This is a genomic window from Novosphingobium sp. BL-A-41-Hi4A-0G (assembly GCF_055521735.1).
In genome coordinates, this window is record NZ_CM145501.1 from 880,410 (window position 1) to 901,429 (window position 21,020).

Sequence of the window (21,020 nt, forward strand, 5' to 3'; positions counted from 1 at the left end):
TTCCATGGCAATCGGCCCTGCCGGCACGCTCCATGCGCAGGAGGATGACGATGGCGTGCCGTACTGGGTCTCCACCCGCAAGGACACGGCCAACATGCGCGTCGGACCGGGGCGCGAATATCGCATCAACTGGACTTACACGCGCAAGGGCGTGCCGATGAAGGTGCTGCGCGTGATGGGCGGCTGGCGACTGGTAGAAGACCCGGATGGCGCGCGCGGCTGGGTGCTGCAGCAGTTCCTAAGCCGCGAACGCACGGGTATCGTGAAGGGCAGCATTACTGCGCTGCGCGAGAACAAGGACGGCACAGGGCGGCTGCTGTGGCGCGTGGCGCCCGGCGTCATGGGCAGGATCGGCGATTGCAAGGCCGGGTGGTGTGCGTTCGATGTCGACGGGCGCAAAGGCTATATCCGCGCCGGTGCGGTTTGGGGTGCAGGGCAGCCCTGACGATCGAGCGACATGGCTTGAAACGAAAACCCCGGCCTTGCGACCGGGGTTTTCGTTTTTGAGCGATGCGCTTGCCGTCAGACGAGTTCGACAGCCAGTGCGGTTGCTTCGCCGCCGCCGATGCAGAGGCTGGCGACGCCCTTCTTGAGGCCGTGCTTCTTGAGCGCGGCGATCAGGGTGGTGACGATGCGGGTGCCCGAAGCTCCGATCGGGTGGCCCAGAGCGGTGGCGCCGCCGTGAACGTTGATCTTCTCGTGCGGGATGCCGAGATCGTGCATCGCGAACATGGCGACGCAGGCGAAGGCTTCGTTGACTTCGAACAGGTCAACATCGGCAATGGACCAGCCCGCCTTGTCGAGAACCTTCTTGATCGCACCGACCGGGGCGACGGTGAAGTCCTTGGGCTCCTGCGCGTGGGCGGCAAGGGCAATGACCTTGGCGACGGGCGTCAGGCCTGCAGCCTTGGCGACGCTTTCACGGGCGAGGACGACAGCAGCAGCACCGTCGGAGATCGACGACGAGGTGGCGGCGGTGATCGTGCCGTCCTTGGCGAAGGCGGGCTTGAGCGACGGGATCTTGTCAGGGCGGCCCTTGCCGGGGGCTTCGTCGGTATCGACGGTGACTTCGCCCGCGCGGGTCTTCACGGTGACCGGCGCGATCTCGTCCTTGAAAGTGCCATCGGCAACGGCCGTCTGAGCGCGGCGCAGCGATTCGACGGTGTAGGTGTCCTGCTGTTCGCGGGTCAGCTGGTAGGCGTTTGCGGTATCCTGCGCGAAGGTGCCCATGGCGCGACCGGCTTCGTAGGCGTCTTCGAGGCCATCGAGGAACATGTGGTCGTAGGCGGTGTCATGGCCGATGCGGGCGCCCGAGCGGTGCTTCTTGAGCAGGTAGGGGGCGTTGGTCATCGATTCCATGCCACCGGCGACGACGACGTCGACGCTGCCCGAGGCGAGGGCTTCGGCACCCATGATGATCGTCTGCATGCCCGAGCCGCAGACCTTGTTCACCGTGGTCGCCTGCACCGACTTGGGCAGGCCAGCCTTGATCGCGGCCTGACGGGCAGGGGCCTGGCCGAGGCCTGCGGGCAGGACGCAGCCCATGTAGATGCGCTCGATGCTTTCGGGTGCGACGCCCGCGCGCTCGACAGCGGCCTTGACGGCGGTGGCGCCGAGATCGGTGGCGGCGACATCGGCGAGCGAGCCCTGCATCGCGCCCATCGGGGTGCGGGCGTAGGACAGGATGACAACGGGATCGGCGGACGAGAACTGTGCCATGGCTTGACTGTCCTTTGCGTTTGGCCCTTGTGTCCGGGCGCTGATGGGCGGGCTTGCAAGCGCCCGACTTTCCGCCGCTACATAGTGCTGCAGTGCAGCGAACGCAAATGGGGCATTGGTAGAACGGATGCTTGGAGCCGCATTTTCGCCGCCGTTGCCCGGAATTGCGCTGATAGGTGCATCCGTTCTGGGAGCGACTGTCGGCAGCTTCCTTGGCGCGGCGCTGGTGCGCTTGCCGGAAGGGCGCTCGGTGGTGACGGGGCGTTCGGCCTGCGACGGGTGTGGCAAGGCTTTGACGGTGGTGGAATTGGTGCCGGTCCTCTCGTGGCTGGCGCAGCGGGGCAAGTGCAGGGCCTGCGGGGCGCGGATCGGCGGATGGCAACTGGCCTGCGAGCTTGGCGGTGCGGCGGTGGGCATGGGCGCGGTGCTGGTGGCGCGTGAGGGACTGGTGCTCGCGGCCATGTTGCTGGGCTGGCAACTGCTGCTGCTGGCGCTGCTGGATCTGCGACACTTGTGGTTGCCGCGCGTGCTGGTGGGTTTGCTGGCGGGGAGCGGGGCGCTGGTCGTCTGTGCGCGGGCATGGTTTGAGCAGGATACAGGGCCGCTGCTGATCGCCGCCGGGGGCGGTGCGCTGGGGTTCCTGATGCTGTGGCTGATCGCGAGGTTCTACCTGAAGGCGCGGGGGCGTGAGGGCATGGGCGCGGGCGATCCGCCGCTTCTGGGGGCGATCGGACTTTGGCTGGGGCCATTGGGAGTGGTCGAGACGATGCTTGGAGCGAGCATTCTGGGGATCGCGGCGGCTATTGTCATGCTTGTAAGCAAGCGTAAGATCGATGCCGAAACGGCGCTGCCGCTGGGAACCTGCCTTGCCGCTACGGCATGGCCGCTGTTCCTGCTGCAGGGGCTGGGATGAGGCGATTCGGGGGGAGTCAGGAATGCTCAAGGAAACTGCGCGCGACGAGATGATGGCGGCGCTGGGCAAGCAGCGCGAGGCCTTCACGGCGGCGCGGCCCGAACCGCTCTCGACCCGGCACGACCGGCTTGAACGCTGCGCGCGGATGATGCTGGAGCATGGCGAGGACTTTGCCAGGGCGATGAGCGCCGATTTCGGCCATCGCAGCCACGAGCAGTCGATGCTGACCGACGTGATGCCCTCGATGAGCCTGATCCGCTATTCGCAGAAGCGGATGAAGGGGTGGAGCAAGCCGGAGAAGCGGCATGTGAACTTCCCGCTGAACCTTCTGGGGGCGCGGGCCGAGGTCCGTTACGAGCCCAAGGGCGTGATCGGGATCGTCGCTCCGTGGAACTTTCCGGTCGGGCTGACGATGGGGCCGCTGGCGCAGGCCTTTGCAGCGGGGAACCGTGCGATGCTCAAGCCCAGCGAGTTTACCGAGCGCACTTCGGAGCTGATGGCCGAGCTGTTCCCGAAGTTCTTTGGCGAGGATGAGGTGGCCGTGATTCTCGGAGGGCCGCAGACGGGCCAAGACTTCTGCTCGCTGCCCTTCGATCACCTGCTGTTCACCGGGGCGACCTCGATCGGCAAGCACGTGCTCCATGCGGCGGCGGACAATCTGGTGCCGGTGACGCTGGAACTGGGCGGCAAATCGCCGACGATCCTTGGGCGCAGCGCAGACGTTGCGAAGGCGGCGGAGCGGATCGCGCTGGGCAAGATGATGAACGCAGGCCAGATCTGCCTTGCGCCGGACTACATGCTCGTTCCCGAAGAACTGGAGCACAAGGCCATCGGCGCAGTGCAGGCGAGCGTGACGCAGATGTATCCGACGCTGCTGGCGAATGACGACTATACCTCGGTGATCAACCGGCGGCACCGTGACCGGCTGGTCGGGCTGGTGGATGATGCCGTGGCCAAGGGAGCCGAGGCCATCGTGGTCAATCCGGGGAACGAGAACTTCGAGGGATCGAATGGCAACAAGCTGCCGCTGACGATCCTCAGGAACGTGACCGACGACATGAAGGTCATGCAGGACGAGATTTTCGGGCCGGTGCTTCCGGTGAAAACCTATCGCTCGATCGATCTGGCCATCGACTATATCAACGCGCATGACCGGCCGCTGGGGCTCTATTACTTCGGCGAGGATTCAGGTGAGCGCGAGACGGTGCTGACGCGGACGATCTCGGGCGGGGTGACCGTCAACGATGTTATTTTTCATGTCTCGGCCGACGATCTGCCGTTCGGCGGGGTGGGGCCTTCGGGGATGGGGAGCTACCATGGCGTCGAGGGCTTCCGCTCGTTCAGCCATGCGCGCGCAGTCTACAGCCAGCCGAAGATCGATCTGGCCAAGATCGCAGGACTCAAGCCACCTTACGGCGCTGCGACGGCGCGGACGCTCAAGATGCAGCTGAAGTAAGCGACACATACGAATTCGCTCGGCTGCAACCCGGTGCCGGGTCGATCAGGTCTGGGCGAAAAGGAAGGGCAAATCCGCCCTTACCGCATTGCACACCACTTGCGCAGGCGCGCTGTCGGGACTAGGGCGCACCCGAACCTGCAGCTTCGCGAGTCAGCCCTTTGGTCGATCTGTCTCAATACCTGCCGATCCTGATCTTTCTCGGGATCGCCCTGGCACTTTCATCGGCGTTCGTGTTCCTTCCCATGGGCGTTTCGCGCCTGACGGGGGCTCACAATCCGAATGCCGAGAAGCTGAGCGAGTATGAATGCGGCTTTCCCGCGTTCGAAGATCCGCGCAGCCAGTTTGACGTGCGGTTCTATCTCGTCGCGATCCTGTTCATCATCTTCGATCTCGAAGCCGCGTTCCTGTTTCCCTGGGCGGTAAGCCTGAAGGAAACCGGTTGGGCCGGGTGGACGACCATGATGGTCTTCCTCGGCGAACTGGTGATCGGCTTCATCTATGCCTGGAAGAAGGGCGCGCTGGACTGGGAATGAGCAACATGGCCACGTCTCCCCTCATCACCGCAAATCAGGGTGCGGTTGCCGCGCCCGATCAGGCGTTCTTCGACAGCCTCAATGCCGAGGTCAACGACAAGGGCTTCCTCGTCACCAGCACCGAGGAACTGTTCCAGTGGGCCCGCACCGGCTCGCTGTGGTGGATGACCTTCGGGCTCGCCTGCTGCGCGGTCGAGATGATCCACGTCAACATGCCCCGCTACGACATGGAGCGCTTCGGCGTTGCCCCGCGCGCCTCTCCGCGCCAGTCGGACGTGATGATCGTGGCCGGCACGCTGTGCAACAAGATGGCCCCGGCGCTGCGCAAGGTCTACGACCAGATGTCGGACCCCAAGTATGTGATCTCGATGGGTTCGTGCGCCAACGGCGGCGGCTATTACCACTACAGCTATTCGGTGGTGCGCGGCTGCGATCGCATCGTGCCGGTGGACATCTATGTCCCCGGCTGCCCGCCGACCGCCGAAGCGCTGCTCTATGGCGTGATGCAGCTGCAGCGGAAGATCCGCCGCGCCGGCACGATCGAGCGCTGAGGAGCAAGGAACAATGACCGTTCTCCACTCCGCGCCGCGCTGGTCCTCGAACGAGGGCGTGAAGGATGCGCTGGCGGCTGCGCTCGGCGCGATGCTGGTTTCGGCTGACGAAGAGCATGGCGAAATCCTGCTGACCGTCGCGCGTGACAGCGTCGAGGATGCGCTGCGCCTGCTGCGTGACGATCACGAATACCAGCAGCTGATGGACATCGCGGGCGTCGACTATCCGCAGCGCGCCGAGCGCTTCGACGTGTGCTACTGCCTGCTGTCGGTGACGAAGAACCACCGCGTGATCGTCAAGGTTTCGACCGACGAGGCGACGCCGGTGCCGACCGTGACGACGCTCTGGCCGAACGCCGGCTGGTATGAGCGCGAAGTCTACGACATGTTCGGCGTGCTGTTCGCGGGCAATCCGGACCTGCGCCGCATCCTGACCGACTACGGCTTCCAGGGTCACCCGTTCCGTAAGGACTTCCCGCTGACCGGCTATGTCGAGCTGCGCTATTCGGAAGAAGACAAGCGCGTGGTCTATGAGCCGGTGCAACTGGCGCAGGACCTTCGCCAGTTTGACTTCATGAGCCCGTGGGAAGGTGCCGACTACGTGCTGCCGGGTGACGAGAAGGCTGCAACGCCGCCGCCCGCACCTGCACCGGTGGCGACCAAGCCGGACACCAAGGGCGATCCTAAGGCCGACGTGCCGAAGACGACCGAGAGCAAGGCCGACACCGGCGCTGGCGATAAGGCCAACGACGCTGCCGCGAAGCCGGTTGCCGAAGCGGCGGCGCCTGCCGTGAGCAAGACCGACGAGCATGCTGCGCCCGAGCCGACCGAAGATCGCCCGGCGAAGAAGCCGCGCGCGAAGAAGGTGGCCGACACCGAAGGCGCCACCGAACCGGCCGACAAGCCCAAGCGGACGCGCGCGAAGAAGACCGATGGAGAAGGCGCATGAGCCTGAGCCTCGAACAGTCGCCGACCACTGGCGACGAGGTCATCACCAACTACACGATCAACTTCGGGCCCCAGCACCCGGCGGCGCACGGCGTGCTGCGCATGGTGATGGAGCTTGACGGCGAGATCATCGAGCGCATCGATCCGCACGTGGGCCTGCTCCATCGCGGCACCGAGAAGCTGATCGAGCACAAGACCTACCTGCAGGCGCTGCCTTATTTCGACCGGCTCGACTATTGTTCGCCGCTCGGAATGGAACACTCCTATGTGCTGGCGGTCGAAAAGCTGCTGAACATCGAGGTTCCGCTGCGTGCCCAGTACCTGCGCGTGCTGTTTGCCGAGCTGACCCGCATCTGCAACCACATGCTCAACCTCGGTTCGCACGTCATGGACGTCGGCGCGATGACGCCGAACCTGTGGTTGTTCGAAATCCGCGAGGACTGCCTCAACTTCTTCGAGCGGGCCTCGGGCGCGCGCATGCACTCGGCATGGTTCCGCCCCGGCGGCGTGCACCAGGACGTGCCGCTCAAGCTGCTGACCGACATGGCGGACTGGATCGACGAGCGTCTGTTCCCGCTGTTCGAGGACGCGATGAGCCTCGTGGTCGACAACCGCATCTTCAAGCAGCGCAACGTCGACATCGCCATCGTCTCGAAGGAAGACGCGCTGCGCTGGGGCTTCTCCGGCCCGATGATCCGAGGTTCGGGCATTCCGTGGGACCTGCGCAAGAGCCAGCCCTACGACGTTTACGACCGCATGGACTTTGCCGTGCCTGTGGGCACCAATGGCGATTGCTATGACCGTTTCATGGTCCGCGTGGAGGAAGTGCGCCAGTCGGCCCGCATCATGCGCCAGTGCATTGCCGAAATGCCCGAAGGCCCTGTTGCCAGCACCGACCGCAAGGTTGTTCCGCCCAAGCGCGCCGAGATGAAGCAGTCGATGGAAGCGCTGATCCATCACTTCAAGCTCTACACCGAAGGCTTCCACGTTCCGGCGGGTGAAGTTTATGTCGCCACCGAAAGCCCCAAGGGCGAATTCGGGGTCTATCTGATCTCGGATGGCAGCAACAAGCCGTATCGCTGCAAGATCCGCCCGACCGCGTTCAGCCACCTTCAGGCGATGGACTTCATGAGCGTCGGCCACATGCTGCCCGACGTGACCGCGATCATCGGTGCCATCGACGTGGTGTTCGGGGAGTGTGACCGGTGAGCAATCTCGAAACCGCCAAGGCGATGATCGCTGCCTATAACGCGCAGGACGTGGATACTTACGTCTCATACATGACCGACGACGCGTGCGAGGCGAACTATCGCGGGGATGTGGTGCGTGAGGGCAAGGAGGGCACGCGTTCGGGCCTCGCCGCTGCATTCGCGCGCTGGCCGCAGAACCATGCCGAAATCGTCGAGGCGCAGGCCATCGGCAACTACGTGCTGATGCGCGAGCATGTGACGCGCGGGCCCGCCACCGATGGTTCGGCTCTGGTCGAGCCGTTCGACGTGATCGCAGTCTATTCTTTCGAGGGCGACAAATGCTCTCGGGTGGAGTTTATCCGGTGAAGTCCACGTTTGACCTCATGCGCCTCTGGGCCATGCTGACGGGCCTCGTGCTCGCCGCGTGGTACTTCGGCGAATTGTACCTCGGCGCGAAGGCGACCGAGACGCTGCCGATGCTGATCGCCGCCATCGGCGGGTTCGAGCTGTTCCACTATGCGCAGGACATCCTGATCAAGCGGGGGCGGAGCAATGGCTGATCGCTTTATCGAACCGGACAGCCCCGAACTGCGCGCCCGCTGGGGCGGCTTTGCGTGGACGCCTGAAAATGCCGAGCAGGCCAAGGTCATCGTCGCGCGCTATCCGGCTGGGCGTCAGCGTTCGGCGGTGATGCCGCTGCTCGATCTGGCGCAGCGCCAGGTGGGGGCGGAGCTGAACACGCAAGGCTGGCTGCCGATCCCGGTGATGGAATACGTGGCCAAGTACCTCGACATGCCGGTCATCCGCGTGGTCGAGGTGGCGACGTTCTATACGATGTACAACATCGCGCCGATCGGCCGCTTCCACGTGCAGGTCTGCGGCACCACGCCGTGCATGCTGCGCGGGTCGGACGACATCATGGCCGCCTGCAAGGGCAAGGGTCTGGAGAAGGGCCACACCACGGCGGACGGCATGTTCACGCTGACCGAGGTCGAGTGCATGGGCAACTGCGCGTCGGCTCCGATGGTCCAGATCAACGACGACAACTACGAAGACCTCACCGCCGCCGACATGGAGCGCATCCTTGACGAGCTGGCCGCTGGCAAGCAGCCGAAGACCGGCACGCAGCTGCCGGGCCGTCATACGGTGGAACCGGCGGGTGCACTCAGCAACCTGACGGCGATGGTTGACGCCAACCACGATTACCGAGGGGAGTGGTAAGATGGCCCTTCAGGACAAGGATCGCATCTTCACCAACGTCTACGGCTTCCAGCCGTGGAACCTTGCTGCCGCGAGGGCGCGCGGGGACTGGGACAACACCAAGGCCCTGATGGAGCGCGGGCAGGACGCGATCATCGAGGAAATCAAGGCCTCGGGCCTGCGCGGCCGTGGCGGTGCGGGCTTTCCCACCGGCATGAAGTGGTCGTTCATGCCCAAGGAAAGCAAGGACGGGCGTCCGAGCTTCCTGGTGATCAACGCGGACGAATCCGAGCCGGGTTCGTGCAAGGACCGCGAGATCATCCGCCACGATCCGCACAAGCTGATCGAAGGCGCCCTGATCGCAGGCTATGCGATGCGCGCGCGCGCTGCCTACATCTACATTCGCGGCGAATATATCCGCGAGGCCGAAACGCTGTTTGCCGCCGTGCAGGAGGCCTATGACGCAGGCCTGATCGGCAAGAACGCTTCCGGCTCGGGCTACGATTTCGACGTCTTCGTGCATCGCGGCGCGGGCGCCTACATCTGCGGTGAAGAAACCGCGATGATCGAAAGCCTCGAAGGCAAGAAGGGCCAGCCCCGCCTCAAGCCGCCATTCCCGGCAGGCGCGGGCCTCTATGGCTGCCCGACCACGGTCAACAACGTGGAATCGATCGCGGTTGCGCCGACGATCCTGCGTCGCGGCGCTTCGTGGTTCTCCTCGTTCGGTCGCGAGAACAACAAGGGCACCAAGCTCTTCCAGATCAGCGGCCACGTGAACCGGCCCTGCGTGGTCGAGGAAGAGATGAGCATCCCGTTCAGCGAGCTGATCGAGAAGCACTGCGGTGGCATCCGTGGCGGCAAGGACAACCTGCTCGCCGTGATCCCCGGCGGCTCGTCGGTTCCGCTGGTTCCGGCGGCCGAGATCTGGGACGCGCCGATGGACTTCGATGGTCTTCGCGCGCTGGGCTCGGGCCTTGGCACCGCAGCGGTCATTGTCATGGACAAGTCCACCGACATCGTCCGCGCGATCAGCCGCCTTTCATACTTCTACAAGCATGAAAGCTGCGGCCAGTGCACGCCGTGCCGCGAAGGCACCGGCTGGATGTGGCGCGTGATGGAACGCCTGCGCACCGGCGATGCAGAGGTCGAGGAAATCGACATGCTGTTCAACGTGACCAAGCAGGTCGAAGGCCACACGATTTGCGCTCTGGGTGACGCCGCCGCATGGCCGATCCAGGGCCTGATCAAGCACTTCCGCCCTGAGATCGAGCGCCGGATTGCCGAGAACGCTCGGCCAGCACTGTCAGAGGCAGCAGAATAATGCCTAAAGTCAAAGTCGACGGCGTAGAGCTCGAAGTCCCCGCAGGTGCTACCGTCCTGCAGGCGTGCGAGTTGGCCGGTAAGGAAATTCCGCGCTTCTGCTATCATGAGCGGCTGAGCATTGCCGGCAACTGCCGCATGTGTCTGGTCGAAGTGAAGCCGGGGCCGCCCAAGCCGCAGGCGTCCTGCGCGCTGCCCGCTACCGAGGGCCAGGAAATCCGCACTGACAGCGAGATGGTCAAGAAGGCGCGGGAAGGGGTGATGGAGTTTCTCCTGATCAACCACCCGCTCGACTGCCCGATCTGCGATCAGGGCGGCGAGTGCGACCTGCAGGACCAGTCGGTTGCCTATGGCCGCGGTGCCTCACGCTATCACGAGAACAAGCGCGCGGTGACCGAGAAGTACATGGGCCCGCTCATCAAGACGACGATGACGCGCTGCATCCACTGCACCCGCTGCGTGCGCTTCTCGGAAGAGGTGGCGGGCGTGGACGAGATCGGCGCGCTCTATCGCGGCGAGACGATGCAGATTTCCACCTATCTGGAAAAGGCTGCGGCGCACGAGCTTTCGGCCAACGTGATCGACCTTTGCCCGGTCGGCGCGCTGACCAGCCGCCCCTATGCGTTCGAAGCGCGTCCGTGGGAGCTGAAGAAGACGCTGTCGATCGACGTTTCGGACGCGCTGGGTTCGAACATCCGGCTCGACAGCCGGGGCCGCGAAGTGCTGCGCATCCTGCCGCGCGTGAACGACGACGTGAACGAGGAGTGGCTGTCCGACCGTGGCCGCTACATGGTCGACGGACTGACCCGCCGCCGTCTGGACAAGCCGTGGCTGCGCCGTGACGGCAAGCTGGTTGCGGCGACCTGGGCCGAGGCGTTCGAGGCTGTGGCCAAGATCAATCCGGGCTCGTCGGTGGCGGTGATCGCGGGCGATCTTGTCGATTGCGAGACGATGTTTGCGGCGAAGAAGCTGGCAGGAGCCTTGGGTTCCTCGCTGCTCGAAGGCCGTCAGACGGGTCTGGCTTATGACACGTCGAACCTTGCGGCGGTGAACTTCAATTCGACGCTGGCTGGCATCGAGGACGCGGATGCGGTGCTGATCGTCGGTTCGATGATCCGCGACGAGGCGCCGCTGCTCAACACCCGCCTGCGCAAGGCGGTGAAGAAGGGCGCGAAGGTCTTCGTGGTCGGCCCGCAGTGGGACCCGACCTATCCGGCAACGTTCCTGGGTGACGATCTGGCGGTGCTGGGCAACCTGCCTGCCGAAGTCAGCGATGCCTTCGGCGCGGCGCAGAAGCCTGCGATCATCATTGGCGGTGCGGCTCTGGGCAAGGGCGCGCTTGGCGCTGGTCTGGCCTTTGCCGAACAATTCAACCTCGTGCGTGAGGGCTGGAACGGTTTCAACGTCGTCCACATGGCGGCGAGCCGCATGGGCGGGCTGATGCTGGGCTATGCGCAGAAGGGCGGCCTTGCCGATCTGGTTGCGGCCAAGCCCAAGATGGTGATCTCGCTGGGCGCAGACGAGGTGGACTTCACCAGGTTTGCCGGATCGATGATCGTCCACATCGGCCATCATGGTGACAAGGCGGCGCATGCTGCCGATGTGATCCTGCCTGCCGCCGCGTTCAGCGAGAAGGACGGCACTTACGTCAACACCGAAGGCCGCGTGCAGTATGCCGAGAAGGCCGTGTTCGCGCCGGGTGATGCCCGCGAGGACTGGACGATCCTGCGCGCCATGGCCGATGCGCTGGGCGTCTCGGTGGGCTTCGACAGCTTCGAGCAGCTTCGCGCCGCGATGGTTGCCGAAGTTCCGGCGCTGGGTGTTGAAGGTCTGGCCGATTACGGTGCGCTGCCTGCCGCTCCTTCGGGCGCGAAGGCTGAGGGCGTGATTGCTGGCTATCCGATCAAGGACCGCTACCTGACCAACGCCATCGCCCGTTCCAGCCCGACGCTGCAGCGCTGCTCGGCGGAACTGCTGCATGGTGAGAGCTTCGCGGAGGCCGCGGAATGACCGAGTTCTTCATGGGTCTTGGCCTCTCGTACGAGTGGGCCTGGGGCGTTGCCACCATCTGCGGGATCCTGCTGATCGCGTTTCCGCTGATGCTTGGCGTTGCCATGATCATCTATGCCGACCGCAAGATCTGGGCGGCGATGGCGCTGCGCAAGGGGCCGAACGTGGTTGGGCCGCTTGGCCTGCTGCAGTCGTTCGCCGACGGTCTGAAGGTGTTCCTGCAGGAAACCATCATCCCTTCAGCGGCGAACAAGGGCCTGTTCCTGATCGCGCCGATCATCACCTTCACCGTCGCGCTGATGGCCTGGGCGGTGATCCCGTTCAATTCGGGCGCGGTGCTGGCCAATATCAACGTCGGCCTGCTCTACGTGCTCGCGATCTCGTCGCTCGGCGTTTACGGCGTGGTGATCGCGGGCTGGTCGTCCAACTCGAAGTATCCGTTCTTCTCGGCGATGCGCGCCTCGGCGCAGATGATTTCCTATGAAGTCTCGATCGGCTTCATCCTGATCTGCGTGGTGCTGTGGGCGGGGACGTTCAACCTGAACGACATCGTCAAGGCGCAGCAGAGCCACGTCTGGATCATCAACGGTTTCGTCGCGAACCCGCTGCTGTTCCCGATGTGGGTGATGTTCCTGATCTCGGGCATGGCCGAAACCGCACGCGCACCGTTCGACCTGACCGAGGCGGAATCGGAGCTGGTTGCGGGCTATCAGACCGAATACTCGTCGATGGCCTTCGCGCTCTACTGGCTCGGCGAATATGCCAACGTGCTGCTGATGTGCGCGCTGAACGCGGTGCTGTTCTGGGGCGGATACCTGCCGCCGCTCGACATCGACCTGATCCCTTGGTTTGATGTGCCGGGTTTCGTGTGGCTGCTGCTCAAGATCCTGTTCTTCTTCTTCATCTTCAGCTGGGTGAAGGCGACCGTCCCGCGCTATCGCTATGACCAGCTGATGCGCCTGGGCTGGAAGATCTTCCTGCCCGTCTCGCTGCTGTTCGTATTCCTCGTCAGCGGCTACCTCATGGCTACCGGACACTTCGCATGACCGTCGGACAGCTCATCAAGAGCTTCACCCTTTGGGAGTTCGTGAAGGCGCACTGGCTGACCTTGAAGTATCTCTTCAAGCCCAAGGCGACGATCAACTACCCGTTTGAGAAGAACCCGCTTTCGCCGCGCTTCCGTGGCGAGCATGCGCTGCGCCGTTATCCCAACGGCGAGGAGCGCTGCATCGCGTGCAAGCTGTGCGAGGCGGTGTGTCCGGCGCAGGCGATCACGATCGAGGCCGAACCGCGCGAGGACGGCAGCCGCCGCACCACGCGCTACGACATCGACATGACCAAGTGCATCTTCTGCGGCTTTTGCCAGGAAGCCTGCCCTGTCGATGCCATCGTCGAGGGGCCGAACTTCGAATATGCGACCGAAACGCGCGAGGAGCTGCTCTACGACAAGGCCAAGCTGCTCGCGAACGGGGACAAGTGGGAGCGGGCGATTGCCGCGAACCTTGAAGCCGATTCGCCGTATCGCTAGGGGGCCGCGCTGATGCACATGCTCACCACCCACGCGGACACCGTCGCCCCGGCGCAGGCCGGGGCCCATGACCTCACGCACGGCCACGGACGCTCCGAAATGGACCCCGGCCTGCGCCGGGGTGACGACCAGGAGTTTCAGGCGTGATCCAGGTATTCGCCTTCTATCTCTTCGCCACGCTCTGCATCTTCAGCGGTGCGGTGACGATCCTTGCGCGCAATCCGGTGCATTCGGTGCTCTGGCTGATCCTCGCGTTCTTCAACGCTGCCGGCCTGATGGTGCTGGTGGGCGCGGAGTTCATCGCGATGCTACTGGTCATCGTCTATGTCGGCGCGGTCGCGGTGCTGTTCCTGTTCGTGGTCATGATGCTCGACATCGACTTTGCCGAACTGCGCGCCGGGTTCGTGAAGAACTTCCCGCTCGGGCTGGCGCTGGCAGTCGTGCTGTTCGTTGAGCTGTTCGTCGGCCTGATCGTGCGCGGTGCCGGTTCTGTGGCGCTGGGCAAGGCCGATGGATCGGCTGCGCAAGCCGCTGACATGTCGAACATTCAGGCCATCGGCGCGCTGCTCTACACCCGTTACCTGTTCCTGTTCGAAGCGGCGGGCCTTATCCTGCTGGTGGCCATGATCGGCGCGATTGTGTTGACGCACCGTGAGCGCAGCGGGACACGCGGCCAGAACGTCTCGAAGCAGAATGCGCGTCGTCCGGAAGAGGCGACGATCAATCTCCAGCCTGAGATCGGCAAGGGGGTCCAGATCTGATGATCGGCATCGAACATTACCTCGTCGTCAGCTCGATCCTGTTCGTGCTCGGCGTGCTCGGCATCTTCCTCAACCGGAAGAACGTGATCATCATCCTGATGGCGATCGAACTGATCCTGCTTTCGGTGAACCTCAACCTCGTCGCGTTCAGCGCATTCCTGCACGACCTTGTCGGCCAGGTCTTCGCGATGTTCGTGCTTACGGTGGCTGCGGGCGAAGCCGCGATCGGGCTTGCCATCCTCGTCATCTACTTCCGTGGCCGCGGCACGATTGCCGTCGACGATGTCAACCGGATGAAGGGCTAAGCACATGTCTTCCATCCTGATCATCGTATTCCTGCCGCTTCTGGCAGCGATCATCGCGGGCCTCGGCAACAAGAAGCTGGGCGCGGTTCCGGCCAAGGTCGTGACCACCGGCGCGCTGTTCATCTCGTGCGCGCTGTCATGGCCGATCTTCCTCTCGTTCCTTGGCGGGACTGCCGAGGCGAGCGTGACGCCGGTGCTGCACTGGGTATCGTCGGGTGACCTCGACTTCTCGTGGGCGCTGCGGGTCGACACGCTGACCGCGGTCATGCTGGTGGTCATCACCAGCGTCTCGGCGCTCGTCCACCTGTACTCATGGGGGTACATGAGCGAGGAGCCGGATCAGCCGCGCTTCTTCGCGTACCTCTCGCTGTTCACCTTCGCCATGCTCATGCTGGTGACGGCGGACAACCTCGTGCAGATGTTCTTCGGCTGGGAAGGCGTTGGCCTTGCCTCGTACCTGCTGATCGGCTTCTGGTTCCGCAAGCCCTCGGCCAATGCTGCCGCGATGAAGGCCTTCGTGGTCAACCGCGTGGGCGACCTTGGCTTCATGATGGGCATCTTCGGGACGTTCCTGGTGTTCGGCACCGTGTCGATCCCGGCGATCCTCGAAGCCGCGCCCGGCATGGCTGGATCGACCATCGGGTTCCTTGGGGCTCGCTTCGACACGATGACCGTGCTCTGCCTGCTGCTGTTCATCGGTGCGATGGGCAAGTCCGCGCAGCTCGGCCTGCACACCTGGCTGCCTGACGCGATGGAAGGCCCGACCCCGGTGTCGGCGCTGATCCATGCGGCGACGATGGTGACCGCGGGCGTGTTCATGGTCTGCCGTCTTTCGCCGATGTTCGAAGTCAGTCCGACGGCGCTGTCGTTCGTGACCTTCATCGGCGCGATGACCTGCATCTTTGCCGCGACCGTCGGCACCACGCAGACCGACATCAAGCGCGTGATCGCCTATTCGACCTGTTCGCAGCTGGGGTACATGTTCTTTGCGGCGGGCGTCTCGGCCTATGGCGCGGCGATGTTCCACCTGTTCACGCACGCCTTCTTCAAGGCGCTGCTGTTCCTCGGTGCAGGCTCGGTGATCCACGCGATGCATCATGAGCAGGACATGCGGTACTATGGTGGCCTGCGGAAGCAGATCCCGCTGACGTACTGGGCGATGATGATGGGCACGCTGGCGATTACCGGCGTCGGCATTGTCGATGTGTTCGGCTTTGCGGGCTTCTACTCGAAGGACGCGATCCTCGAGGCGGCCTATGCCAAGGGCACCGAGCTGGGGCACTTTGCCTTCTTCATCGGCATCTTCGCGGCGCTGCTGACCAGCTTCTATTCTTGGCGTCTGGTATTCCTGACGTTCTTCGGCAAGCCACGCTGGGAGCAGTCGGAGCATATCCAGCACGCAGTTCATGATGCACACGGGCATGACGATCATGCGCATGGCCACGATGACCACGCGCATGCCCATCACCATGACGAGCACAGCGACGGTACGGCGGGCTACCACCCGCACGAAAGCCCGCTGAACATGCTCGTTCCGCTCGGTGTGCTGTCGCTCGGCGCGGTGTTTGCGGGCTTCGTGTTCCATCACGCCTTCATCAGCGAGGGTACGGGCGAGTTCTGGAAGGGTTCGCTGGTGTTCGCCGAACACACGCTCCATGCGATGCATGCTGTGCCGACGTGGGTGAAGTGGGCGCCGTTCGCGGTGATGGCCACCGGCCTGTTCATTGCCTGGTATGCCTATATCAAGAACACGAAGTTCCCTGCGGCCTTCGTCGACCAGTTCGGGTTCCTCTACAAGTTCCTGCTCAACAAGTGGTACTTCGACGAACTCTACCACGCCATCTTCGTGGTTCCCGCGATGTGGCTGGGCCGGGTGTTCTGGAAGGTTGTCGACCAGGGCGTGATCGACCGTTTCGGCCCGAACGGTGCCGCATGGGTCGTGGCCCAAGGCAGCCGCGCCGCCGCCAAGCTCCAGTCGGGGTATCTCTATAGCTATGCGCTGGTCATGCTCGTCGGCCTTGTCGGCGCGATCAGCTGGGTGATCGCACAATGATGGGTTTTCCGATCCTCTCGCTGATGCTGCTGGTGCCGCTGGTGGCGGCGGTGGCTTGCCTCGTCGTGCCGCGCGAACAGGCGCGCTCCGTCGCGCTCGTCGCCACGCTGATCGACTTCGTCCTCGGCGTGGTCCTCTGGGCAAATTACGACATCGGCGGCGCGCAGTGGCAGTTCACGGAAAGCGCAGCGCTGTTTGCGGGCTTCTCGTGGAAGCTCGGCATCGATGGCATCGCGCTGCTGCTGATCGCGCTGACGGTGTTCCTGATGCCGATCTGCATCGGCGCCAGCTGGACCTCGATCGACAAGCGCCAAGGCGAATACTACGCGGCATTCCTGCTGATGGAAACGCTGATGATCGGCGTCTTCGCGGCGCAGGACCTGTTCCTGTTCTACATCATGTTCGAGGCAGGCCTGATCCCGATGTACCTGATCATCGGCGTGTGGGGCGGGGCTGAGCGCATCTACGCCAGCTACAAGTTCTTCCTCTACACGCTGCTCGGCTCGGTGCTGATGCTGATCGCGATGTTCTGGATGGTTAACGAGGCCGGCACGACCGATATCCCGACGCTGATGGCCTACAACTTCCCAGTGCAGGCGCAGACCTGGCTGTGGCTGGCCTTCTTCGCGAGCTTTGCGGTGAAGATGCCGATGTGGCCGGTCCACACCTGGCTGCCCGACGCGCACGTGCAGGCTCCCACCGGCGGTTCGGTGATCCTGGCAGGCGTGCTGCTGAAGATGGGCGGCTACGGCTTCATCCGTTTCTCGCTGCCGATGTTCCCGGAAGCCTCGGCGCAGTTTGCGCCGCTGATCTTCGGCATGTCGATGGCTGCGGTAGTGATCACATCGCTTATCGCGCTGGTGCAGCATGACATGAAGAAGCTGATCGCCTATTCGTCGGTCGCGCACATGGCGATCGTGACGATCGGCCTGTTCGCGTTCAACCGTCAGGGCCTTGAAGGCTCGATGCTGATCATGCTCAGCCATGGTCTGGTTGCGGGCGCGTTGTTCCTCAGCGTTGGCGTCATCTACGACCGCCTGCACACGCGTGAGATCGCGCGCTACGGCGGGCTGTCGATCAACATGCCGTACTACGCGCTGTTCCTGCTGCTGTTCACGATGGCCTCGATCGGCCTTCCGGGGACGAGCGGGTTCGTCGGCGAGTTTCTCTCGCTGATCGGCGTGTACCAGATCTCGAGCTGGGTGGCGCTGATCTGCACGACGGGGATTATCCTTGGTGCGGCCTACATGCTCTACCTCTACCGCCGCATTGCCTATGGCGAGCAGAAGAATGCCGATGCCGCCGCGATGCTCGATCTCGACAAGCGCGAGTGGGCGATGATGGTGCCGCTGGCAGCTGTGGTGCTGTGGATGGGCGTGTACCCCGAGAGCTTCATTGCGCCGATGCGCAAGGACATTGCCGCGCTCGATGCGCGCCTGGCGCAGGCCAAGCCCAAGGGCGATGCCCAACCTACTGCTGGAAAGCCGATGGCTGCTGCCCACACTGAACACTCTGCCGCGCACGGGGAGGCACACTGATGGACTTCGCCCGTTCGCTGGCGCTTACCGCGCCTGAAATCCTGATCTCGATCTCGGGTCTGGTCCTGTTGCTCGTTGCCGCCTGGGGTGGCGACAAGGCTTCGCGCCTGATCTCGATAGCCTCGGTTGGCGTGCTGACCGCTTGCGCTTTCCTGACCGCGCCCGCGCTGTGGGGGCAACTCATGGGCGCTGATGTCTCGGCCTTCGGTGGTCAGCATCGCGCCGATGCCTTTGCCGCCTTTGCCAAGCTGCTGATCTATGCTTCGGCCGGTGTCACGCTGATCGTTTCGCAGTCGTTCTTCGACAAGGTGCGGGCGATGCGCGCGGAGTTTCCGCTGCTGGTGCTGTTCGCTTCGCTCGGGATGGGCATGATGGTCTCCGCTGGAGACCTGCTGGCGCTTTATGTCGGCCTCGAGATGAGCAGCCTTGCCTCCTACGTGATGGCATCGATGCTGCGCACGGACGAGCGTTCGGCGGAATCGGGCCTCAAGTACTTCGTGCTGGGTTCGCTCGCGTCGGGCATCCTGCTGTTCGGCATGAGCCTGACATATGGCTTTACCGGGACGACCAGCTATGCCGGGATCAATGCCGCGCTGGCAGGCGGGCTTTCGACCGGTGCTACATTCGGTGTGATCTTCATGCTGGCGGGTCTTGCCTTCAAGATCAGCGCCGCGCCGTTCCACATGTGGACGCCAGACGTCTATGAAGGCGCGCCGACGCCGGTGACGACGTTCTTTGCTACGGCTTCGAAGGTTTCCGCGCTCGGCCTGCTGATGCGAGTCAGCTTCGAAGCATTCGGCAGCCAGCCGCACGCGTGGCAGCAGGTGGTGATCTTTGCATCGCTGCTTTCGATCGTGATCGGTGCGCTGGGCGCGATCGGGCAGAACAACATCAAGCGCCTGATGGCCTATTCGTCGATCAACAACGTCGGCTTCATCCTGATCGGCCTTGCCACGGCGACCCGTGCAGGCGCGTCGGCGATGCTCGTGTATCTCGCGGTCTACGTGGCGATGTCGGTGGCAGGTTTCGTCGCCGTGCTTCTGCTGCGCGACGAAAACGGCGAGCAGGTCGAGGCTATCTCGGACCTTGCCGGTCTTTCGAAGACGCGTCCGTGGATTGCCCTGGCCATGGCATCGGTGATGTTCAGCCTTGCGGGCATTCCGCCGCTGTTCGGCTTCTGGGGCAAGTTCGTGGTGTTCCAGGCCGCGGTGCAGGCCGACATGATCGTGCTCGCCGCCATCGGTATTGCCGCTTCCGTGATTGGTGCGTTTTACTACCTCAAGGTCGTCAAGGTCATGTACTTCGACGAGGCAGTGGACAAGGTGAAGGGCGCTGGCGAAACCTCGCACACCGTGCTGTTGGTGCTGTCGACGCTGGCGATCTCGCCGCTCGGTTACCTTGGCACCAAGTGCCTTGGCACGCTGGCCGATTACGCCACGGCCGCGCTGTTCCCGGTCGGCTGAGCACTTGATCGAAACGGTTGCCGAAATCCCCTCGACCAATGGCGCGCTACTTGCGCGCCTTGGCGGGGGAGAGGCCTTGCGCGAGGGTGACTGGCTGGTAGCCGACCGGCAGAGCGCCGGGCGCGGACGGGCCGGGCGGGTGTGGTCTGACGGCTACGGCAATTTCATGGGATCGACCGTCGTGCTGTTGCGCGGCTCCGATCCGCTCCCGCAGACGCTGGCGCTCGTCGCCGGTCTTGCCGTCCATGAGACGGTCAGCTCAATTGCGCCGGGGCTGGCTGATCTGCGGCTGAAGTGGCCAAACGATGTACTGGTTGGTGAAGCCAAGCTGGCGGGTATTCTGCTTGAGCGGCATGGCGATGCGGTCGTCGTCGGCATCGGCGTCAATCTGGCGCAGGCGCCCGTGGTCCTGGATCGGGCTACGGCATCGCTTTTGATGCTGGGCTGTGCCATTACCCGGGACGCCTTCGCCGCTGACCTTTCCGCGCGGTTCCGCGATGCGGTGGATCGCTGGCACTTTGGCGAATGGCCACTGCTGCGCCAGCAATGGATCGCGCGGGCCTTGCCCACTGGGACGCTTGTATCGGTCAAGGATAGCGAGCACGGCGTTATTGTGGGTGCGTTTGCCGGGATCGACGAGAACGGTGTGGCCCTTCTGCGCTTGGCGGATGGCGCAGTCCGTGCCATCCACGCGGGCGACATAGAAATGGTGGGTTCCCATGCTTCTGGCGGTTGACGTCGGCAATACCAACATCGTCTTCGCGCTGTTCGATGGCCGCGAGATCAAGTCGCGCTGGCGCGTGGCGACCGATCCGCGCCGGACGGCGGACGAATACGCGGTGTGGCTGCTGCAACTCATGCAGATTCAGGGCTTCGATCCCAAGGCGGTCAGGCAGATCCTGATCTCGACCGTTGTGCCGCGCGCACTGCACAACCTCACGGTACTGTCGCAGAAGTACTTCAAGCTTGAGCCGCTGATCGCGGGCCAACCGCCGGTTGAATGGGGCTTCGAGGCCGACGTCGATGAGCCGCGTTCGCTTGGGGCAGACCGTGCGGTCAATGCCATCGCCGCGCATGCCAAGTATCCCGGCGACCTGATCGTGGTCGACTTCGGCACGGCGACGACGTTCGACGTGATCGACTTCAACGGGGCCTACAAGGGCGGGATCATCGCGCCGGGGATCAACCTCTCGCTCGATGCGCTGGTCAATGCCGCGGCCAAGTTGCCACGCATTGCCATTGAAGCGCCGACGCGGACCAAGAGCGTGATCGGGCGTAATACTGAAGACCAGATGCACATCGGCGTGTTCTGGGGCTATGTGGCGATGATGGAAGGCCTGATTGCGCGGATGCGGGCTGAAATCGGGCGTCCGGCCAAGGTGGTCGCGACCGGAGGCCTTGCGGTCCTCTTCGGCGATCACACCGACATTTTCGACCATGTGGACACAGATCTCACGCTCGACGGGCTGGCGATTCTGGCAGAGCGGGCAGCAAATCAGTGAAGTCACCTAAAGAACTGCTGTTCCTCG

At 63.8% G+C, this 21,020-nt stretch carries 23 protein-coding genes; 22 read left to right on the forward strand and 1 reads right to left on the reverse strand.

The genetic code is table 11. From position 1 onward, the window contains the following. Nucleotides 1–4 precede the first annotated feature (4 nt). Nucleotides 5–445: an SH3 domain-containing protein gene (locus tag ACZ1JX_RS04270; RefSeq protein ID WP_465125552.1), complete on the forward strand. Its 441-nt coding sequence runs from the start codon at nucleotides 5–7 to the stop codon at nucleotides 443–445. A 77-nt stretch (nucleotides 446–522) separates the two neighbouring features. On the opposite strand, the gene ACZ1JX_RS04275 is transcribed toward ACZ1JX_RS04270, so the two are convergent. Continuing rightward, nucleotides 523–1,719, reverse strand: coding sequence for an acetyl-CoA C-acyltransferase (locus ACZ1JX_RS04275; RefSeq protein WP_465125553.1), 1,197 nt, complete (start codon nucleotides 1,717–1,719; stop codon nucleotides 523–525). 154 nt (nucleotides 1,720–1,873) lie between these two features. Here ACZ1JX_RS04275 and ACZ1JX_RS04280 point away from each other — a divergent pair, with 154 nt between their 5' ends. The 21 genes from ACZ1JX_RS04280 (at nucleotide 1,874) to ACZ1JX_RS04380 (ending at nucleotide 20,993) form a co-directional block, all read left to right on the forward strand. Beyond that, nucleotides 1,874–2,632 carry a prepilin peptidase gene (locus tag ACZ1JX_RS04280; protein ID WP_465125554.1) on the forward strand — a complete coding sequence of 253 codons (759 nt, stop codon included), beginning with the start codon at nucleotides 1,874–1,876 and terminating at the stop codon, nucleotides 2,630–2,632. 22 nt (nucleotides 2,633–2,654) lie between these two features. Further along, nucleotides 2,655–4,088 carry a coniferyl aldehyde dehydrogenase gene (locus tag ACZ1JX_RS04285; RefSeq protein ID WP_465125555.1) on the forward strand — a complete coding sequence of 478 codons (1,434 nt, stop codon included), beginning with the start codon at nucleotides 2,655–2,657 and terminating at the stop codon, nucleotides 4,086–4,088. A 161-nt stretch (nucleotides 4,089–4,249) separates the two neighbouring features. Beyond that, nucleotides 4,250–4,624: an NADH-quinone oxidoreductase subunit A gene (locus ACZ1JX_RS04290; RefSeq protein ID WP_144901345.1), complete on the forward strand. Its 375-nt coding sequence runs from the start codon at nucleotides 4,250–4,252 to the stop codon at nucleotides 4,622–4,624. A gap of 5 nt (nucleotides 4,625–4,629) precedes the next feature. Further along, nucleotides 4,630–5,175 carry a NuoB/complex I 20 kDa subunit family protein gene (locus ACZ1JX_RS04295; RefSeq protein WP_144901343.1) on the forward strand — a complete coding sequence of 182 codons (546 nt, stop codon included), beginning with the start codon at nucleotides 4,630–4,632 and terminating at the stop codon, nucleotides 5,173–5,175. A 13-nt stretch (nucleotides 5,176–5,188) separates the two neighbouring features. Further along, complete coding sequence (locus tag ACZ1JX_RS04300) at nucleotides 5,189–6,124, forward strand: NADH-quinone oxidoreductase subunit C (protein WP_465125556.1); 936 nt, start codon at nucleotides 5,189–5,191, stop codon at nucleotides 6,122–6,124. After that, nucleotides 6,121–7,332, forward strand: coding sequence for an NADH-quinone oxidoreductase subunit D (locus ACZ1JX_RS04305; RefSeq protein ID WP_465125557.1), 1,212 nt, complete (start codon nucleotides 6,121–6,123; stop codon nucleotides 7,330–7,332). The genes ACZ1JX_RS04300 and ACZ1JX_RS04305 overlap by 4 nt, the downstream gene beginning before the upstream one ends. Beyond that, the gene (locus tag ACZ1JX_RS04310) at nucleotides 7,329–7,679 is read left to right on the forward strand and encodes a nuclear transport factor 2 family protein (protein ID WP_196274640.1); all 351 of its coding nucleotides are present in this window, start codon (nucleotides 7,329–7,331) and stop codon (nucleotides 7,677–7,679) included. Before ACZ1JX_RS04305 ends, ACZ1JX_RS04310 begins: the two co-directional genes overlap by 4 nt. Then, nucleotides 7,676–7,873, forward strand: coding sequence for a hypothetical protein (locus ACZ1JX_RS04315; RefSeq protein ID WP_465125558.1), 198 nt, complete (start codon nucleotides 7,676–7,678; stop codon nucleotides 7,871–7,873). The genes ACZ1JX_RS04310 and ACZ1JX_RS04315 overlap by 4 nt, the downstream gene beginning before the upstream one ends. Further along, nucleotides 7,866–8,534 carry a complex I 24 kDa subunit family protein gene (locus ACZ1JX_RS04320; protein ID WP_465125559.1) on the forward strand — a complete coding sequence of 223 codons (669 nt, stop codon included), beginning with the start codon at nucleotides 7,866–7,868 and terminating at the stop codon, nucleotides 8,532–8,534. Before ACZ1JX_RS04315 ends, ACZ1JX_RS04320 begins: the two co-directional genes overlap by 8 nt. A gap of 1 nt (nucleotide 8,535) precedes the next feature. Further along, nucleotides 8,536–9,834: an NADH-quinone oxidoreductase subunit NuoF gene (gene nuoF, locus ACZ1JX_RS04325; protein ID WP_465125560.1), complete on the forward strand. Its 1,299-nt coding sequence runs from the start codon at nucleotides 8,536–8,538 to the stop codon at nucleotides 9,832–9,834. Beyond that, nucleotides 9,834–11,843, forward strand: a complete 2,010-nt coding sequence (gene nuoG, locus ACZ1JX_RS04330) for an NADH-quinone oxidoreductase subunit NuoG (RefSeq protein WP_465125561.1) — start codon at nucleotides 9,834–9,836, stop codon at nucleotides 11,841–11,843. Before nuoF ends, nuoG begins: the two co-directional genes overlap by 1 nt. After that, a complete protein-coding gene (gene nuoH / locus ACZ1JX_RS04335; protein WP_465125562.1) occupies nucleotides 11,840–12,889 on the forward strand; it encodes an NADH-quinone oxidoreductase subunit NuoH in 1,050 nt (349 codons plus the stop codon). Before nuoG ends, nuoH begins: the two co-directional genes overlap by 4 nt. Next, nucleotides 12,886–13,371: an NADH-quinone oxidoreductase subunit NuoI gene (gene nuoI / locus ACZ1JX_RS04340; RefSeq protein WP_465125563.1), complete on the forward strand. Its 486-nt coding sequence runs from the start codon at nucleotides 12,886–12,888 to the stop codon at nucleotides 13,369–13,371. Before nuoH ends, nuoI begins: the two co-directional genes overlap by 4 nt. 12 nt (nucleotides 13,372–13,383) lie before the next feature. Then, nucleotides 13,384–13,518, forward strand: a complete 135-nt coding sequence (locus tag ACZ1JX_RS04345; protein WP_465125564.1) for a hypothetical protein — start codon at nucleotides 13,384–13,386, stop codon at nucleotides 13,516–13,518. After that, nucleotides 13,515–14,132 carry an NADH-quinone oxidoreductase subunit J gene (locus tag ACZ1JX_RS04350; protein WP_465125565.1) on the forward strand — a complete coding sequence of 206 codons (618 nt, stop codon included), beginning with the start codon at nucleotides 13,515–13,517 and terminating at the stop codon, nucleotides 14,130–14,132. Before ACZ1JX_RS04345 ends, ACZ1JX_RS04350 begins: the two co-directional genes overlap by 4 nt. Beyond that, nucleotides 14,132–14,437 (forward strand): NADH-quinone oxidoreductase subunit NuoK, encoded by a 306-nt coding sequence (gene nuoK / locus ACZ1JX_RS04355; protein ID WP_011445933.1) that lies wholly within the window; start codon nucleotides 14,132–14,134, stop codon nucleotides 14,435–14,437. Before ACZ1JX_RS04350 ends, nuoK begins: the two co-directional genes overlap by 1 nt. A 4-nt stretch (nucleotides 14,438–14,441) precedes the next feature. Then, entirely contained in the window at nucleotides 14,442–16,490 is a 2,049-nt protein-coding gene (nuoL, locus tag ACZ1JX_RS04360; RefSeq protein ID WP_465125566.1) for an NADH-quinone oxidoreductase subunit L, read from the forward strand. Beyond that, nucleotides 16,487–18,028: an NADH-quinone oxidoreductase subunit M gene (locus ACZ1JX_RS04365; RefSeq protein WP_465125567.1), complete on the forward strand. Its 1,542-nt coding sequence runs from the start codon at nucleotides 16,487–16,489 to the stop codon at nucleotides 18,026–18,028. The genes nuoL and ACZ1JX_RS04365 overlap by 4 nt, the downstream gene beginning before the upstream one ends. Beyond that, nucleotides 18,028–19,491, forward strand: a complete 1,464-nt coding sequence (nuoN, locus tag ACZ1JX_RS04370) for an NADH-quinone oxidoreductase subunit NuoN (protein ID WP_465125568.1) — start codon at nucleotides 18,028–18,030, stop codon at nucleotides 19,489–19,491. The genes ACZ1JX_RS04365 and nuoN overlap by 1 nt, the downstream gene beginning before the upstream one ends. A gap of 4 nt (nucleotides 19,492–19,495) precedes the next feature. Beyond that, nucleotides 19,496–20,227, forward strand: a complete 732-nt coding sequence (locus ACZ1JX_RS04375) for a biotin--[acetyl-CoA-carboxylase] ligase (RefSeq protein WP_465125569.1) — start codon at nucleotides 19,496–19,498, stop codon at nucleotides 20,225–20,227. After that, nucleotides 20,211–20,993 (forward strand): type III pantothenate kinase, encoded by a 783-nt coding sequence (locus ACZ1JX_RS04380; RefSeq protein WP_465125570.1) that lies wholly within the window; start codon nucleotides 20,211–20,213, stop codon nucleotides 20,991–20,993. The genes ACZ1JX_RS04375 and ACZ1JX_RS04380 overlap by 17 nt, the downstream gene beginning before the upstream one ends. The last annotated feature ends 27 nt before the right edge of the window (nucleotides 20,994–21,020 follow it).